The following is an 18027-nucleotide window of genomic DNA, read 5'->3' as shown; positions in this document are numbered from 1 at the left end:
TTGCAACCATAAAGTTACGAAAATTATTTCAATTAACCAACTGATTAACAGATAAATATAAATAATTTAATCATTTCAAAACAGCTTCTTAAAGAGCAATGACTTACTTCTGCCCGATACACGTTTTATTGGGTTAAGTTTTGACGACCCTAATGTGACAAACCCTAATCAATGTCGTTTCTATGCTTGTGCATCGGTACAAAAGGAAATTATGCCTACTTGTGAATTTGGTACAATCCGGCTACCACAAGGTAAATATGCGGTCTATACGTTGCAGGGGTATTATACTGATTTGCAGGACTGGTATAACATCATTAACGTAAGCCAAGAATATTCACTTCGTCATGGGATGTCTTTTGAGGAGTATATCAATTATTCAAAAGAAAATAAAAAAGAGAGTATCACCAAAATCTACATACCGATAAAATAAATAAAAGCATGGAAAATAGTTTACCTAAATATATAACTCTAACAGAGGATAATATAGATAAAGAACATATCTGCTGCGCATTCTCTGACAAAAAATGCTTGGAAGGATATGAGTCCAAAAAGGAATGGCTAAAAAAGGAATTTGCTAATGGCTATGTTTTTAGGCGGCTTGATGCACGAGCCAAAGTTTTTATAGAATATGTTCCTGCTGAATATGCGTGGCTTCCGGTTACTGCCCCTAATTATTTAATGATTAATTGTTTTTGGGTTTCAGGGCAGTATAAAGGTCAAGGGCATGGATATAATTTACTCCAATTTGTGATTGAAGATGCAAAAAAGCAACAAAAAAATGGATTGGTTACTGTTGTAGGTACAAAAAAGAACCATTTTATGAGTGATACGAAATGGTTGCTGCAACATGGCTTTAAGGAAATAGAAAAACTTCCAAATGGATTTTCATTGTTGGTAATGAGTTTTCATGAGAATAGTGCAGTTCCATATTTTAATGATTGCGTCAAAAGTGGAGAATGCCCCGACAAACTGGGAATAGTGGCTTATTATTCTAATCGTTGCCCATATACGGATTATTATGTAAATGGAGTGTTGCGTGTTCTTGCGCAAGAAAGAAATATTCCTTTGAAAGTAATTAAATTGGAAACGAGAGAGCAAGCACAAAACTCTCCTACACCAGCTACTATATTTTCTCTTTTTTACAATGGGAAGTTTGTAACTACGGATTTAAGTATTTGTACTGAGTCTAAATTTACAAAACTATTAAAGTAGTAAAATGAAAGAACTGGTTAATAACATGTTAGCTGAAATAGAGGTCAATATATCTGAAATCGACCTCTACGGTTATGATATTGTTGAAACTTTTCTTTCAATAGTGCGTCGTTTGCAAGCGGTTCTCAATGATTTAAAAACAAAACTGCAAATTCATTCCTTCTATAAGATTTATCGGATAGAAACACAATGCCCCGATGGTAGTAATGATGTAATCAGAAACTATATTAAGTAAAGAACTGGATAACCTGACCTGCTTCTTTAACCGTAATCTGGACTTTTACCAATATTATCGTTTTCATTCGACCTTGTATGATGAATATTATGTTGTTCGTGGAAAGTTTGATTTACGCCTATGTACCGATAGCGCACAATTCGATAAAGACCTGAATTTCTCAACCTTGTTTCTTCGGGTGGCATTAACAATGGCAACGTGGGAATAAAAGAAATGATGAATTTTCTCAGTACGGTGCTCTAAATGGAGTTAGGCGATTATTATGCCGCTTATATTGCCATGAAAGAACGGAAGAAGGATTGGACGGCATATCTTAGTCGTTTGCAAGACAGCTTAGTCAAACGAATGGACGAAGGATAGTAAATGACAAACTTCTGTTTTTCTTTTCGCCAGTATTATATTGCTTCAATCTTATAAATCAACCATTTAGTCTTGTTGGGGTACCGTGCTGTGGATGCTTTCCAGCATAGAATTGATATGTACGGCTTCTGCGGTTCTGCCGGAAGCCTTGCCTAACTTCACGCTCCAGTGAGCCGGATTTATTTCCAGTTTGGTGTTGAACTGGGCTACAACTTGGTCGATAGTGATACGTGCGATAATCGGTGCGTTGCCGTTCTTCTTTACTGCATTTCGTTTGACGAAATAGAGTAGCTTGAAAGTACTTCTCATAATCTCTTTTTTAGTTACAAAATTAAATTGATGAACTGAAAATGAGATATTTGCAGTACGGACAAATCAAGACAACAAACCGCCAATTTCAGACATTCCGTGACCTAAAATCCGAAAGGTCGGACAAGTCACGAATTGGTCACGAAAGTATGTCTTTTTGTGACCATTTCGTGTCTTAGGTCACGGACTTTATACAAAGAAAAAACTCCTGCAATACCTTGATATTGTAGGAGTTGTCTTTTCTTTGTCTGGTTTTGTCCAGCTTCTTGGTGATCCGCCTGGGGCTCGAACCCAGGACCCCAACATTAAAAGTGTTGTGCTCTACCTGCTGAGCTAGCGAATCAGACCTTATTGCTGTTAAGCGGGTGCAAAGATAGCTACTTTTGTTTAAAAAACAAATGGATTAAGGGAAAAAGTTTTGAGAACGACTTCTGCTTTTACTTTTCTTGTTGATTATCAGTCTGTTCAAACTTGTGAATTTTTTCTCTGTTTATGATGAAACGTTGATAGTAGGAGAGCATAAGGGTGGTAAGCGGAAGTGCTATAATCATACCCAGCATACCCATCAATGAGCCCCAAATTGATAAAGACAGTAGGATGATGGCAGGGTTCAGGCCCGTAATTTTCCCCATGACACGCGGTACGATGAATCCGTCTTGAATGGCTTGTACTATGATGAATACCGCAAGGGCCGATGCAATGATAATCCAGAAGTTTCCTCCCGTATCCGCTGCTTTCAGTATGGCCAGCACGATGGTAGGTATAAAGCCGATAATCTGTAAATAAGGCACTAGGTTTAAAGCACCGATGAACAAGCCGAGCCCAATGGCCAGTGGGAAATCAATAATCAGAAAACCTATACTGAACAGAATACCGACACACAATGCCACGAATGCTTGTCCGCGGAAGTATCTGTTCATGCCGTCTTTCACATCGTTCATTACATTGATTACGAAGGGCCGGTATTTCTGTGGTACCAGGTGGGGCCACCCTTCGGAAATGCTTTCATAGTCCAGCAATATGAAGATTATATAGAGAAGAATGAGAAAGAAAGTGAAGAAGCTGAACAGTAGATTGACGGATTCTGACAGCAAGGACCAGAGCCGGGGAACGGTTTCCTTGATGGCGTTCAGCATATTCTCTTCCTTGAACAATTGGGTGACAAACTGGGTGTCTATGTTCTCACGAAGGAATTCAGAGAGTGTTTTGGGCACATTGCCGTCGTGGGTTCCGTTGGAAAAGTAGTCTATTACCAAATCTTTTACCCTGACGAATTCGTCCATCATGGGAGGCACAAGCAGATAAAATGCGGTTCCTCCTACAATCAGAATACTGAATAAGGCGCAGAAGATGGATATGACCCGGTTCTTGAGCCTTAATCTGTACTGGAAAAAGGTGACCAGGGGGTATATCAGATAGGCAATGAGCCATGCGATGAAGAATGGCAGCAATACGCCGCTTAGACGCTTGAAGAGCATAAGGATGCCGATAATAATGACACCGAGTATGACACCGCGGATAAAACTGTCGAATGTAATCTTTTTGCGTTCCATAATGCTCTGTTTTTTGTATTCTTTAATGACCGCTTTCCTTTTGGTCGGCTTGGATGGCTTGCTGATAGCACTCCCGGCATAGCGGTTCGTACTCTTCGGTTTCTCCCAGCAGTACTTGTTTGTCGTTCTTGACGGTGCGGTGGGAGAAAGAGGCGAGTTGGCCGCATTTCACACAGATGGCATGTACTTTGGAAACTTCGTCTGCAATGGCACACAGTCCCGGCATAGGACCGAATGGAATACCGCGGAAGTCCATATCCAGTCCGGCTACAATGACGCGTATACCATTGTTGGCAAGCTGGTTGCATACATCAATCAGGCCGCTGTCAAAGAACTGGGCTTCGTCAATGCCCACTACATCTATCTCTGAAGTGAACAGCAGAATACTGGCAGATGAATCGATGGGAGTGGAGGCTATGGAATGACTGTCATGCGATACTACATCGGCTTCGGAATAACGGGTGTCTATGGCAGGCTTGAATATCTCTACGCGTTGTTTGGCAAACTTTGCCCGTTTCAGTCTCCTTATCAGCTCTTCGGTTTTGCCGGAGAACATGGAACCGCAAATGACCTCAATTCTTCCCCTGCGTTTTGTTTCCTGTATATGATCTTCTGAAAATAATACCATGCTTTCAAGTGTTATATTTAAGCGCAAAAGTAATTTTATGCACTTTAAGTTGAGCGTGGCAAAGATAATAATTCTTTTTCATCTATAGTCTAGTTGCATCGCTTTATAAGCTCTTTACGGTCTTGACTGATATATTCTGCAAACTTTCCTTTTGAAAACGTTCCCGGTGATTTAACTGGAAATTCTTTCATGTTATCGGCAAAGATTAGATATTTGTGGCATCATTAAATCATAATAAGATACTTATGAAAGAAAATTTATGGCATTGTCTGATAAAAGCACGCAGACGGAAATTAGCGCAAACATTGGTTTGGTTGGCTGTATTTGGAGCAACCCCTATGCTGGCGGCAGAAACATTGACTACAGGGTTTGCATCCGTAGAACAAGCTGGTACCATTACTGTAAAAGGGCATGTTACAGACTCCGCAGGAGAGGCATTAATAGGCGTGTCTGTTGCAGTAAAGGGAGGAAGTACAGGAGCTGTCACGGATTTGGATGGTAATTTCTCTTTGAATGTTCAAAAAGGAAAAACGCTGGTATTTTCTTATATCGGTTATAAAGTACAGGAAATTGTAGTAACTGGGAATGTTCTGAATGTGACGATGAAAGATGATTCGCAAACACTGGATGAGGTGGTTGTTGTGGGTTTCGGTACACAGAAAAAGGTAAATCTAACAGGTTCGGTAGGAGTCGTAGATTCCAAGTCTTTAGAAGCACGACCTATTACTAACCTTTCTCAGGGATTGCAGGGAGTGGTTCCGGGACTCCAAGTCTCATTTACAAGTGGTGAATTGAATCAAAGCGGAAGTATAAAAGTACGAGGTACTGGAACAATAGGTGAAGGATCTTCCGGTAATCCGCTGGTACTTATTGATGGCATGGAAGGGGATTTGAATTCTATTAATCCGCAAGATGTGGAAAATATTTCGGTGTTAAAAGATGCTGCGGCCTCTTCTATATATGGTTCGCGTGCACCGTTTGGAGTCGTGTTGGTTACTACCAAAAGTGGCTCTAAAGGAAAGGCTAAAGTGAATTATAATAATAATTTCCGTTGGGTTACACCAATCGTAGTTCCAGAGATATTAGACTCCTATTCTTTTGCAGCCTATTTCAACGAAGCGGCTTTGAATAATAATTCGGGCGCTCGTTTTGATGAAATGACCATGCAGCGTATTCAGGATTTCCAAAACGGTACTTTAAAGGAACCGATTCCTGTGAAAGCAGATGGAGTGAACTGGGCTGATGCATGGACACAAGGAAATGCCAATACGGATTGGTATGATGCCATTTGGCAGAAACATGCATTTTCTCAAGAACATAATCTTAGTTTCAGTGGAGGTACAGATAAGATGAAATATTATGTGTCCGGTAATATTTTAGACCAGAATGGGCTGTTGAAAGTGAATCAAGAAAAATATGAACGTATGTCTATCAATGCCAAGATGAATGTGAATCTGACAGAATGGGCGCGTTTAAATGTTGGTACCCGCTTTACTCGTACGGAATATGGCAAGCCAACTAAAATGGGGGCTGCATTTTTTGAGGATATGCCACGTCAGACATGGCCAGTTCTTCCGATATATGATAGTAATGGTCATTTGTTCGGTAACTCTAATCCGATTTTGGCGTTACAAGATGGCGGGCGTACAACTTCGCAAACTGACTATATGTATCAACAGCTGGGAATTGTATTGGAACCAATTAAAAACTGGGTGACTCATATTGATTTTAATTATAAATCCAAGAGATATGATTGGCATGAATCTACCTATTATACTTATGTATATAATGCTTTAGGTGAGGCCACGATTAATTCTAAAGGTAATACCTCTGGTATTCGTGAAAATACGGAGAGGACAGACTATGTCAACTTGAATGCTTATTCTGAGTATAATTTTAATCTGAAGAATAATCACAATCTTAAGGTAATGGCTGGTTTCCAAATGGAACACAACAAATGGCATGGCTTTAGTGGAGGAAGACAAGGGGTTATAGTAAATGGTTACGATGAGATTGATATAACAACTGGAATGGATTATAAAGGGAATGCGGTTACTCCTACTATTGGCGGCTCCACTACCAGATGGGCAACAGCTGGTTTCTTTGGACGTATCAATTATGACTATAAAGGGCGTTATTTGGCAGAAGTTAACTTACGCTATGACGGTTCTTCCCGCTTTCGTAATGACAATCGCTGGGATATGTTTCCCTCATTCTCTTTGGGATGGAATATAGCTCATGAAGATTTCTGGAAATCGTTTGCAGAGGTGGTCAATTCATTGAAGATACGTGGCTCTTATGGTGAGTTAGGCAATCAAAATACTTCCAACCCTTATCCCACATATCAGGTGTTGGATATAAAGACAAATGCCGGTACATGGTTGCAAAATGGTAAGAAACCGAATATCACTAAGATGCCGGGTTTGATTAGTTCTACATTGACCTGGGAACGTATAAAGAGTTGGAATATTGGTTTGGACTGGGGATTGTTCGATAATCGCTTCACCGGTAGTTTCGATTATTTTGTACGTAAAACGACGGATATGGTAGGTCCGGCACCGACGTTACCGGAAATATTGGGAACGAATGTGCCTAAAACAAACAATACGGATTTGAAGACGTATGGCTTTGAATTGAGTCTAACTTGGCAGGATCGCTTGAAGAATGGGTTAGGATATAAGGCTACTTTCTTGTTGTCCGATTCACAAACTAAGATTCTGGCTTATCCCAATCCAAATTTGACAATCGGCACTTATACAGCTGGGCATTTGACCGGTGAACTCTGGGGATATGAAACGATTGGCATTGCAAAGTCTCAAGAGGAGATGGATGCTCATTTGGCTACTTTGCCCAATGGAGGACAAGATAAAGTAGGGACCAAGTGGGGGGCTGGAGATATTATGTATGCAGACCTAAATAAGGATGGTAAGATAGACTCTGGAGCCAATAAGTATGACGATCATGGCGATTTGAAAAAGATAGGTAACTCTACACCTCGTTTTCTGTTTGGTTTGGATTTGAGTGCCGATTGGAAAGGATTTGATGTACGTGCTTTCTTTCAAGGGGTTATGAAGCGTGACTATTGGCCTACGACAAGAAACTCTTATTTCTGGGGAGCTACTTGTGAAAATGTATGGTATTCTGTCGGCTTTAAACAACATTTGGACTATTTCCGTGAAGAACCTTATTATGGGCTGGAAGAGAACATCAATTCGTATTATCCACGCCCCTTGCTGAATAATACGAAGAATGTCAAGAAGCAAACCCGTTACCTGCAGGATGCTTCTTACATACGTCTGAAGAATCTGCAGATAGGCTATACCTTACCGGCAGCTTTCACCAATCGGATGGGAATTGCAAAGCTTCGTGTATTTTTCTCTGGCGAAAATCTTTGGACTGGTACTAAATTACCGGATATGCTGGATCCGGAAACTGTATTTGGTGGTGTCTCCACTACTGCTGGCCTCAACGGACAGTCTTATCCTATTTCGAAATCTTTGTCGGTAGGTGTAAACATAACGTTATAATCAATAAGAAAGACTATGAGATATACTATTTTAAAAAGTGCGGGAATTGCATTGATATTTGGTTTATGTACGATTTCCTGCAATGATTTTTTGGATGAGAAACCCACATCTGATATATTTTCTGATGCTTATTTTTCTGATGCTTCTCATTTAGAGGCTTATGCGAATAATTTGTATGTAGATTTTCTACCTTCCCATACAAGTTCGGCGGACTATGGTCTTCATGGCAAAGATAAAGATACTGATAACCAAGCTGCCAGAGGGGCGAATAACCGCTATACGTTGGATCGTTGGATGGTCTCACAACAAAATACATCGGATGGATATTATTTTGACAATATCCGTAAGTGTAATTATTTCTTTGAACAAGTTTTGCCAAAATATGAGGCAGGTGCTATTGGAGGGAATAAAGCAGATATTGAACAGTATATAGGAGAAATTTATTTTCTCCGTGCGCATGAATATTTCAAGCGTCTGCAATTGATGGGCGATTTTCCTATAGTTACCGCAGTGCTACCCGACCAGGAGGATGCGTTGATTAGAGCAAGTAAACGTGCTCCGCGTAACGAAGTGGCTCGTTTTATTATTTCTGACTTGGATAATGCGATTGATTTAATGAAGCCCACAAGTCAGATTGGACGCAAAACTCGCCTTAGCCGTGATGTGGCTCTATTGTTGAAATCGCGTGTGGCCTTGTATGAAGGTAGCTGGTTAAAATATTTTGCGAATACTCCTTTTGTACCTAATGGTCCAGGATGGCCAGGAAAGACAAAGGATTACAATGCGAACTATGAATATCCTACTGGAAGTGTGGAGGCAGAAAGCCTATATTTCCTAAAAATCGCGATGGAGGCGGCTAAGGAAGTGGCAGAAGTCTATAAAAATAGTCTGACTGCCAATACAGGAGTTGTTCCTCAAGATGCTGCTGAGCAGGAGAATCCTTTTATGGCTATGTTTTATGGTACAGATTTGTCCAAGTATAAGGAGGTGTTGCTGTGGAGAGAGTACAGCCAAGCATTGGGAGTTTGCCACAATGTAAACGAGATGGTCAATAAAAGTAATTATGGAGTAGGGGTTACTCGCGGTTTGGTAGAGGGATTCTTGATGGCGAACGGCATGCCTATCTATGCTGCTGGCAGTGGCTATAATGGAGATTTGACTATTGCGGATGTGCGTAAAGACCGTGACTCTCGATTGAGCCTTTTCTTGAAAGAACCGGGGCAAAAGAACATTTTGGTGAAGAATTCGGCCGGAACACAAGCAGTTCCGGTAGAGCCTATGCCTGACATCTTGTCCGGTGTAGATAATGGTTGTTACTCTACCGGATATGCTCTTCGTAAAGGGGGATCTTTCGATCAGATTCATTGTATGCAAGGTAAGGGCTTTACCGGTTGTCCGATATTTCGTGCAGCCGAAGCGTTGTTGAATTATATGGAGGCAAGCTATGAAGTGAATGGAACGGTAGATGCTAATGCTGCTGAATATTGGAAGATTCTGCGTAAGCGTGCCAGAGTAGATACTGACTTTGAGAAGACGATTGCCTTGACTGACATGCAGAAAGAAAAAGATAATGACTGGGGAGCTTATTCGGCTAACGTATTGGTGAATCCGACGTTGTTCAATATTCGTCGTGAACGTCGTAGTGAATTGATGGCAGAAGGTTTAAGAGATATGGACTTGCACCGCTGGAGGGCTATGGATCAGATGATTACTACTCCTTATCATATTGAGGGAATCAATTTCTGGGGTAGCGATATGCATGATGATCCGGCTTATAAAAATCCGAAAACGGGAGAAAGCTTATTGATTTGGGGAGCGGATAATAAAACTTCTAATGTATCGTCACCGGAACTGAGTAATTATCTCCGTCCGTATGAAAAAACGAATGCTTCTACCGTATTTGACGGTTATCGTTGGAAGATGGCCCATTATCTTTCTCCTTTGAGTATTTATCATTTTGATTATACAACGAAAAGCGGAAATATAGAAGATTCTCCTCTTTATCAGAATCCATATTGGCCTACTGTTCCTAATGAAGTAGCGATGCAGTAAGTGTTTTGCATAAACAGGGGCTTTTTGTTCCTTTATTTAAAAGTGAAGGTGTGTCAAAATAAAGTTTAGAACACAAATTACACAAATAATGCTTTCTTATACTTCTGATAATTAGAGCTTATTTGACTTGTAATTTGCGTTCTTTTACTCAGTTTTGGCACTCCCTTGCTTTTTTCTCATGAATAATAATTCTGATGTTTAAAAGTATAATAATATAATAACGTATTGAAAATGAGTATAAAACGCTGTTTGTTTATATTTGTTGCATTGATTGTTTCCCAACTGGCACTTGCTGCCCATCTTTGGATTGAAGCTGAAAACTTTGAGAATAAAGGTGGATGGGTGGTTGACCAGCAGTTTATGGATTTGATGGGGTCTCCTTATCTGATGGCTCACGGAATGGGAGTGCCAGTTAAGGATGCATCTACAACCATCAATTTTCCGGAAGATGGAACTTATTATGTGTATGTTCGTACTTATAACTGGACTTCTCCTTGGAGTGAAATGAAAGGACCTGGCAAATTTGTCTTAAAAATAGATAATAGGAGGCTTACGCCTATATTAGGTGATGAAGGCGAAGAATGGATGTGGCAAAGTGCAGGGAAAGTGTCTGTGAAAGCAGGAGGAAGTATTATTTCTCTGCATGACTTGACAGGGTTTAATGGCCGGTGTGATGCCATTTATCTGACTACAGAAGCCGGAAAATTGCCTCCTGCATCAGAACAAGAATTAGAGGTGTTTCGAAGGAATATGTTGAATTTACCATTCAAGCCGATAGAGACCACTGAATATGATTTGGTAGTAGTTGGCGGTGGCATTGCCGGTATATGTGCTGCGACCTCAGCTGCACGCTTCGGATGTAAGGTCGCACTGGTGAATGACCGTCCGGTATTGGGAGGTAACAATAGTTCTGAAATCCGTGTTCATTTGGGAGGAACTATCGAAGTGGGGCCTAATAAAGGATTGGGACGTATGATACGTGAATTTGGTCATTCTACTGAAGGGAATGCGCAATCGGCAGAAAAATATGAGGATGAGAAGAAACTGAAAGTGGTTGCTGATGAAAAAAACATCACGTTATTTGCAAACTATCGAGCTATAGCGGTAGAAATGAAGGATAAGAAAATATCCGCGGTGGTCATCAAGCATATAGAAACGGGAGAGGAACAGACTTTGGCCGCTCCTCTGTTTTCAGATTGTACGGGAGACGGTACGATAGGCTTTCTGGCAGGGGCAGACTATCGTATGGGACGTGAGGCTAAAGCGGAATATGGGGAGGACTTGGCACCGGAAAAGGCTGATAAGATGACTATGGGAGCATCTGTACAGTGGTATTCCGTTGAAACAGAACAGAAAAGCAGTTTCCCGAAGTTCAATTATGGGATTACTTTTAGTGAGGATAACTGTGAAAAAGTGACCATGGGTGAATGGCAGTGGGAGACAGGAATGAATTTTAATCAGATTGATGATTTTGAACGAATCCGTGATTATGGTTTGTTGGTGGTATATTCGAACTGGAGCTTCTTGAAGAATAGGTTAAAGGATAATCATGAATATTTAAATCGTAAATTAGAATGGGTTGCTTATATTGCGGGTAAACGTGAGTCACGGCGCTTGTTGGGAGATTATATTTTGAAACAAGATGATATTGATAAAAATGTATTTCATGAAGATGCTTCCTTTGCTACTACTTGGAGTCTTGATTTGCACTTTCCCGATTCGGTAAATGCAAGTCATTTTCCTGCATCTCCTTTTAAAGCGGAAACCGAACATATACATATATATCCCTATGCTGTTCCTTACCGTTGTCTTTATTCTAGGAATATTGACAATCTTTTGATGGCGGGACGTAATATTAGTGTAACTCATGTAGCTTTGGGTACCGTGCGTGTAATGCGTACGACGGGGATGATGGGAGAAGTTGTAGGCATGGCGGCTTCATTATGCAAAAAGTATCAGACTACTCCGCGCATGGTCTATCAGAGGCATTTGTCGGAACTACGTTTGTTGATGCAAGAAGGGGCAGGTAAAAAGATAGGTATTCCTGATAATCAGAATTTTAACGAACAACCTCCTTTGAAGAAGCCTCGAATATTTTATTTGGGACAACATTTAAAGTGATGAAAAGAGTTTGTATATTTTTTATTGGCATACTTTGTTTTGTATCTTTGTATGCACAGTCATTTGATTATGAAAAAATAGCGCCTCATCCTCGTTTATTGTGGCCTTTAGAAGGAGATGTGGCTATTAAGAAAATGATGGCCGAATATCCTCAGTTGGCAAACGTCCATGAACGTATTTTGAGTGAATGTGCTATGATGCTGCTTCAGAAGCCGGTAGAACGTATCTTGGAGGGTAAACGTTTATTGGGTATATCTCGATTGGCATTTAAACGTATTTTTTATCTTTCATACGCATACCGTATGACAAAAGATGAGCGATATGCACAACGTGCAGAGCAGGAGATGTTGGCGGTAAGCCGTTTTAGAGATTGGAATCCTTCTCATTTCTTGGATGTCGGTGAAATGGTGATGGCATTGGCTATAGGCTATGATTGGCTTTATGATTACTTAAAGCCGGAGGCGCGTGGCATTATCGGTGATGCTATTATTGAAAAAGGCTTTGATGCCGCTGACCCTGATGCGTTTTTTTATACTTCGGCCAGTAACTGGAATTCGGTATGTAATAGTGGATTGACTTATGGGGCTATAGCCTTATATGAAACGGCTTCTGATAAGGCTAAGGCAATAATCGAGAGGTGCTTGGCTACAAATCCTAAAGTGATGAATGTATATGGACCTGATGGAGGGTATCCGGAAGGTTACCATTATTGGGGATATGGTACCAGCTTTCAAGTTATGTTGATAGCAGCCTTGGAAAGTGCCTTTGGTGATGACCGGAGGCTTGCTGAAGCTCCGGGTTTCTTGAACTCTGCATATTTTATGGAGTATATGATGGCTCCAAGCGGAGGATATTTTAATTTCTCGGATGCGGTTAACGAGGTAAAGTGCAATATGATGATGTTTTGGTTTGCTAAAAGGTTAGATGATTTATCTTTATTGTGGCTTGAGAACCAGAATCTGAAGAATGCGTCCGTTGAATTTGTGGAAGAGCGTTTGTTGCCATGTCTGATGATTTTTTGCCTGGACCAGAATCTGAAGAATATTCAGCAACCGGTACGTCGTTTCTGGTGTAATCGCGGGGCAACCCCTGTTTTTGTTTATCGGGGTGGATGGGAGAGCGAAAAGATAGTTATCTGGCAGTGAAAGGAGGTTCCCCCCGTACTCCTCATGCGCATATGGATGCCGGTTCATTCATTTATGAGAAGAACGGTGTACGATGGGCCATAGACCTTGGTATGCAGAATTATTTTAGCTTGGAGAGTAAAGGAGTGGATTTATGGAATCAATCTCAGGAAGGACAACGTTGGGAAGTGTTTCGCCTCAACAATATGGCACATAATACTCTTACGATAAATGGTAATCGACATTTGGTCAATAGTCATGCGACTTTTGAACAAACGTTTGAAACCAATGAACGAAAAGGGGTGAAAATAGATATGACGAGTGTCTTTGCTGATTGTATAAAGAAAACTACGCGTACCGTTTATCTGAATAAAGAAGATGAGTTGGTTGTAGAGGATGAATTGGTTACGGGTGGGGAGCAGGCCATGGTTACATGGATAATGGTAACTCCGGCAGATGCAAGGATTATTAGTAAGAATCAGATAGAGTTGACTGAAGCTGGTCAGAGGATGTTACTGACTGTAACATCCTTAAAAGATGTTGAGATGAAAATATGGTCGAACACTCCTTCTCATGATTATGACGAGTCCAATCCTGAAAGCATACGTGTAGGATTTGAGACCCGGCTTCCGGCAGACCGGAAATCTTTGTTTAAAACAACTTTAGTTCCTATCGGATAAATTACGCTTGATTTATAATTTGATAAAAAATGAGTTTATGAAACAGAAATGGCTTTTATTTAGTTTACTTGTTATTATGGCTTCTTGCACAAAGCAAGAGCCGATGGAGGCATTGATAGACCGTGTATTCAGTGTAGCCGAACAGCAATATGTTGCAATGGACGCTCGTTTGGACGATAAGACGATGCCGCAGACCATTACCCATGATAGTACATTCAAGTCTTCTACCATTTATTGGTGGTGCAGTGGATTTTATCCAGGTTCCCTTTGGTATATTTATGAATATACGCAAAACGATACAGTTAAATTATTGGCTGAAAAGAATACTTTGAAACTTGATCCGATCCAGTATGTGACTCATGACCACGATGTCGGTTTCCAATTGAATTGCAGTTACGGTAACGGTCTTCGCTTGATAGGAAACAAGGATTATGAAAAGGTGCTTCATCAGGGAGCGAAATCATTAGCTACTCGTTTCAGCCCTATAACGGGAGTTATACAGAGTTGGGATTTTCTACGCCGTGATTGGAAATACCCTGTTATCATCGATAATATGATGAATCTAGAATTGTTGATGTTTGCTTCGAAAGCCTTTGATGATGATTCTTTGGCCTATGTAGCCCGAAGCCATGCGGATACTACTCTCAAAAATCATTTCCGGGAGGATTATTCTTCTTATCATTTGGTTGACTATGACCCAAAGGATGGACATGTTCGTAGTAAACAAACAGTCCAGGGCTATTCCGACGAATCGTCATGGGGACGTGGGCAGGCATGGGCTTTGTATGGTTATACAATGATGTATCGTATGACAGAAGACAAAAGGTATTTGTCTCAGGCAGAATGCGTGGGAAATATGTTGCTTTCACGTTTACCGGTCGATGGCATTCCGTATTGGGACTTTGATGCTCCCAACGGTAACGAATATCGTGATGCTTCTGCTGGTGCAATAATGGCTTCGGCTTTTGTTGAATTAAGTTCTTTCACTGAAGATGCAAAGGCCAGACAAAACTATTTGAATGTGGCAGAGAAACAGCTCCGTACGCTTGCTTCATCGACATATTTGGCGGAACCGGGCACAAACTGCAATTTTATATTAAAGCATAGTGTGGGCAATTTCCCTGAGAAAAGCGAGGTGGATGTACCGCTTTCTTATGCAGATTATTATTTTCTGGAAGGGTTGTTACGTTATAAAAAGGCACTGAAATAAGAAGGATATATAAGTTTATTCATCTACAAAAAGAGAGGGCTGTCTCATCATAGAAAAATGAGGCAGCCTTACTTGTAGTTGATGTGAACTCAATATACGACTGAGATAGGTTAAGCATCATATTGAGATATTAAATACGTGCTTGAACCCGCAAATGTTTTGTTATGTAAATATTCACTTAGGTTTCGTAAACTCAACTTTTTCTGTTGATAAGGGGTAAGGTGACATAGAAAGAATGCCAGTCTATCAATAGGAACACGATACATGAGAATCGTTTTCGATGCTTTCTCTCTTGTCTCCCTCGTTTCTTTGTTTCCTCGTCTGTCCCCTTTCACTGATATTGCTTTGTGATGCTATTTGCGTAATAGCTTCAATGCCCATGATACAGCCGCCTCTTTCTGTTCCGGATACATGAAATGATAGGAATCAGGGATAATGAGGGAAATAACCGGACAATTCATTTCGTTCATGACAGAATAAGAAGTTGTAGGCGGGCAAGTCGTGTCATTATATCCGAAGGACATGAACACTGGAACTTGGATGTCTGCAACGAAATTGGCTACATCGTAGTAACGTATCGTTTCCACTGCTTGGGGATTGCAGTATTGGGGTTTCTTGAACATGTGAGGCCAGCCTCCGGCTCTTCCATGAAGATACCCTTCCATGTCACATAAAGCAGGATAGAAGCAGACAGCTCCTTTGATGCGCCGGTCGATGGCTGTCGTGACAAGAGACAAGGCTCCGCCTTGGCTGCCACCGAAAGTCATGACGTTTTTGCCGTCGAATTCCGGGAGGGAATAGATGAAATCGACGGCGCGCTTACATCCTAAATAGACCCGTTTGTAATAATAGTCTTCCTTATATTCCAATCCTTTGTCGTGGTAGTTCAGCAAAGGACCTCCTCCTATTGTATATGCTTCGTTGGGAAGATTCACGGGGATGCCATGGATGCCTATTTCCAGGGTAATGACACCTTGTGATGCTAAAGAGACTTCTCCATGATAGGCACGTACTCCGGCTCCCGGAACTTTCAGTATGGCAGGATATTTCCTAGAAGTATCTTTAGGAATACAAAGAATGCCGTAGATGCGCGAACCGGCCCAGTTGTTACGGAAGCTTATGTGATAGACATTTACGTTGGATGTGCATTTCTCCGGCAGTAAAGTAATCCGTGGGTCAAGAGGCTGTTCCGCGACTTTTTTCAGTTCTTTTTCCCAGAATTCCTTGAAGTCTGCAGGTCGTTTCGTTGTGGGGCGAAGCTCTTCGGGAGAAAAACCTATGGTTACCGCATCTTCATATTTGCGGTTTTCGTAATTCACAATAACTTTGCAGCGTAGAAAGCCGGCTTTTTTCAAAGTGCCTAATGACAATTTGAGTGTACCGTCTTTCAGAATCGTATTTTCCGCTTTGTGGGGCTTCATTAAATCTTCTGAAATTTCATAGTGTATGGAAGCATTCTGCATGGGAACTTGGTTTTTCCATACGCAAATAGAGACGATTGCTTTCTCTCCGGTTCTGTACAGCCAGTCTGCATGATCGGGAGAAACGGTGATTTTTATTAGTTTTTCGGGTGGCTGTGGAAAAACATACATTGTCTTCATTACCACTAAAGACAACAAGACTAATTTGATGATAAGTGTTTTATTCATTTCTTGTAATATTTAAAAAGTTATATTGAGTTTTAAAGCCGTGGGCAGATGGTTTATTTGAACCATTTATCTGCGAACTTCACATATTGTTTCCAATCATACAGAGTGATGTCGTGTCTGCCGGAACGAATGTGGTAGGCAATGCTGCCGTCTTGCAGGGGTGTATCGTTTGGGGGCATTTCTTGGGCATTCAGCCCTTTCTTTCTGAAGATGGATTCATATACCGGAGTGGCGTGTATTCCGGATAGAAATTCTCCTTTAGGGTCGGCCCATTGGTCTTCGGTGGCGCTGGCAATATAAACCGGACGTGGGGCTAAAAGGGCTATTAACTCATGCTGGTCAAAAGGAAGCGTGTTTTCCTTGTCATTGTATTTCCGGAAATTGCGGCAGAACCAGTGAGGAAACTGGTAGTTGACAGCCTGAACTGTTTCTCCGATGACGCGTCGGGAAAGAGCGACCCCTCCGCAACCGGAGCAATTGGAGATAATCATGGCAAAGCGTTGGTCTGTGGCTCCTGCCCACAATGCAGCTTTGCCATGCCGTGAATGACCGAACACGGCTACCTGGGATGCGTTGATATCTTTGTCTGTCTCGAAATAGTCCATTGCACAGCTCATGCCCCATGCCCATGCGGCTATGGTCCCCCATTCGTCATCAGCTGGATGATGTTGTCCTTTTTTGTAGAATAGCGGGTGCACGCCATTCTTGAATGCGTCATCAAAATCGGGGTCAATGTCTCCGCGATAGACAGTGGCAAGGGCGTAACCATTTTTTATCAGCATTTTAATGGGCCATCGGGCGGTCGCGATGCCTCGGGGAGGCAGTCTCTTCCAACGAAATTCTTTTTGTTTTTCGGGAGTTGGATAGGATATGCCCGGATCCCGGCTGATGGTGTGATTGCCTTTGAAGTTTAATCCGAAGAATAGAGGCGCTGCTCCTGAGCGCTTGTTCGGAATATACATGAGGACTGTAAAGTAGTACTTGTCGCTTTTTGTTAGGTAAACCGCAATCTCCTTACGTGTGGCTATGCCGTCTAACGCATTTTTATCTTCTGTCAGAACTTTGAAGTGCATCTCCTTCGGATGCTTGGGTGCCTTGCCGAACATTTCCGTCTCGAAGAGCCGGAGCAGTTCCGGTCTGCGTCTTTGGTTCCATTGTTTCATGGTATTTACGGTGGTTCCGTTTTCCATTATCAATGGGTTAGGTAGATTGTAATCCGGAATGTTTGTTTCTTCATAATTTGCTTTAGAAGCAAGATATCTGTAGATAGTGTCTTTGGAGAGGCTTTCGGCCGATGTGTTAAGGGAGAAGAACTGTATGGAGAAGAACAGAGCCCCTATAATTTTATTCAGAGTGTTCATGATAAG

General features: G+C 41.4%; 11 protein-coding genes, 1 tRNA gene and 3 pseudogenes. 9 read left to right on the top strand and 6 right to left on the bottom strand.

Annotated elements, in window-relative coordinates; translation table 11 throughout:
- Window positions 1-85: 85 nt before the first annotated feature.
- The 3 genes and pseudogenes from CSD97_RS17125 to CSD97_RS17115 form a co-directional block, all read left to right on the top strand.
- Window positions 86-430: pseudogene (locus CSD97_RS17125) on the top strand (GyrI-like domain-containing protein); the annotation flags it as partial.
- Between the two features lie 8 nt (window positions 431-438).
- Window positions 439-1212, top strand: a complete 774-nt coding sequence (locus CSD97_RS17120) for an N-acetyltransferase (RefSeq protein WP_098032793.1) — start codon at window positions 439-441, stop codon at window positions 1210-1212.
- 4 nt (window positions 1213-1216) lie between these two features.
- Window positions 1217-1807, top strand: a pseudogene (locus CSD97_RS17115) (RteC domain-containing protein).
- An 81-nt stretch (window positions 1808-1888) separates the two neighbouring features.
- On the opposite strand, the pseudogene CSD97_RS17110 reads toward CSD97_RS17115, so the two are convergent.
- The 4 genes and pseudogenes from CSD97_RS17110 to CSD97_RS17095 all read right to left on the bottom strand — a co-directional run.
- Window positions 1889-2116: pseudogene (locus CSD97_RS17110) on the bottom strand (Arm DNA-binding domain-containing protein); the annotation flags it as partial.
- 267 nt (window positions 2117-2383) lie between these two features.
- A tRNA-Lys gene (locus CSD97_RS17105) sits at window positions 2384-2459 on the bottom strand.
- Between the two features lie 94 nt (window positions 2460-2553).
- Window positions 2554-3669, bottom strand: coding sequence for an AI-2E family transporter (locus tag CSD97_RS17100; protein ID WP_098032792.1), 1116 nt, complete (start codon window positions 3667-3669; stop codon window positions 2554-2556).
- A gap of 22 nt (window positions 3670-3691) precedes the next feature.
- Window positions 3692-4297 carry a thymidine kinase gene (locus tag CSD97_RS17095; RefSeq protein WP_005828444.1) on the bottom strand — a complete coding sequence of 202 codons (606 nt, stop codon included), beginning with the start codon at window positions 4295-4297 and terminating at the stop codon, window positions 3692-3694.
- A 245-nt stretch (window positions 4298-4542) separates the two neighbouring features.
- Between CSD97_RS17095 and CSD97_RS17090 the strand changes: the two genes are divergently transcribed.
- The 6 genes from CSD97_RS17090 to CSD97_RS17070 all read left to right on the top strand — a co-directional run bounded on the left by CSD97_RS17090 (window position 4543) and on the right by CSD97_RS17070 (window position 15011).
- Window positions 4543-7824: a TonB-dependent receptor gene (locus CSD97_RS17090; protein WP_244284052.1), complete on the top strand. Its 3282-nt coding sequence runs from the start codon at window positions 4543-4545 to the stop codon at window positions 7822-7824.
- 15 nt (window positions 7825-7839) lie between these two features.
- Window positions 7840-9876 carry a RagB/SusD family nutrient uptake outer membrane protein gene (locus tag CSD97_RS17085; protein ID WP_098032790.1) on the top strand — a complete coding sequence of 679 codons (2037 nt, stop codon included), beginning with the start codon at window positions 7840-7842 and terminating at the stop codon, window positions 9874-9876.
- Between the two features lie 231 nt (window positions 9877-10107).
- Entirely contained in the window at window positions 10108-11997 is a 1890-nt protein-coding gene (locus CSD97_RS17080; protein WP_098032789.1) for an FAD-dependent oxidoreductase, read from the top strand.
- Entirely contained in the window at window positions 11997-13142 is a 1146-nt protein-coding gene (locus tag CSD97_RS19140; protein WP_244284051.1) for a DUF4962 domain-containing protein, read from the top strand. Before CSD97_RS17080 ends, CSD97_RS19140 begins: the two co-directional genes overlap by 1 nt.
- Window positions 13109-13801, top strand: coding sequence for a heparinase II/III family protein (locus tag CSD97_RS19135; protein ID WP_244284050.1), 693 nt, complete (start codon window positions 13109-13111; stop codon window positions 13799-13801). The genes CSD97_RS19140 and CSD97_RS19135 overlap by 34 nt, the downstream gene beginning before the upstream one ends.
- Window positions 13802-13838: 37 nt before the next feature.
- Window positions 13839-15011, top strand: coding sequence for a glycoside hydrolase family 88 protein (locus CSD97_RS17070; protein ID WP_098032788.1), 1173 nt, complete (start codon window positions 13839-13841; stop codon window positions 15009-15011).
- A 353-nt stretch (window positions 15012-15364) separates the two neighbouring features.
- Here CSD97_RS17070 and CSD97_RS17065 read toward each other — a convergent pair whose 3' ends face one another.
- Both CSD97_RS17065 and CSD97_RS17060 read right to left on the bottom strand, forming a co-directional pair.
- On the bottom strand, window positions 15365-16660 hold the full coding sequence (locus CSD97_RS17065) for an acetylxylan esterase (protein WP_098032787.1): 1296 nt from the start codon (window positions 16658-16660) through the stop codon (window positions 15365-15367).
- A 53-nt stretch (window positions 16661-16713) separates the two neighbouring features.
- A complete protein-coding gene (locus tag CSD97_RS17060; RefSeq protein WP_098032786.1) occupies window positions 16714-18021 on the bottom strand; it encodes an acetylxylan esterase in 1308 nt (435 codons plus the stop codon).
- Window positions 18022-18027 lie beyond the last annotated feature (6 nt).

The sequence above is a fragment of the Bacteroides sp. AR29 genome, assembly GCF_900217715.1.
GTDB lineage: Bacteria > Bacteroidota > Bacteroidia > Bacteroidales > Bacteroidaceae > Bacteroides > Bacteroides uniformis.
Note: the sequence above shows the minus strand (reverse complement) of the source record. Positions and strands in the feature narration are given on the sequence as shown.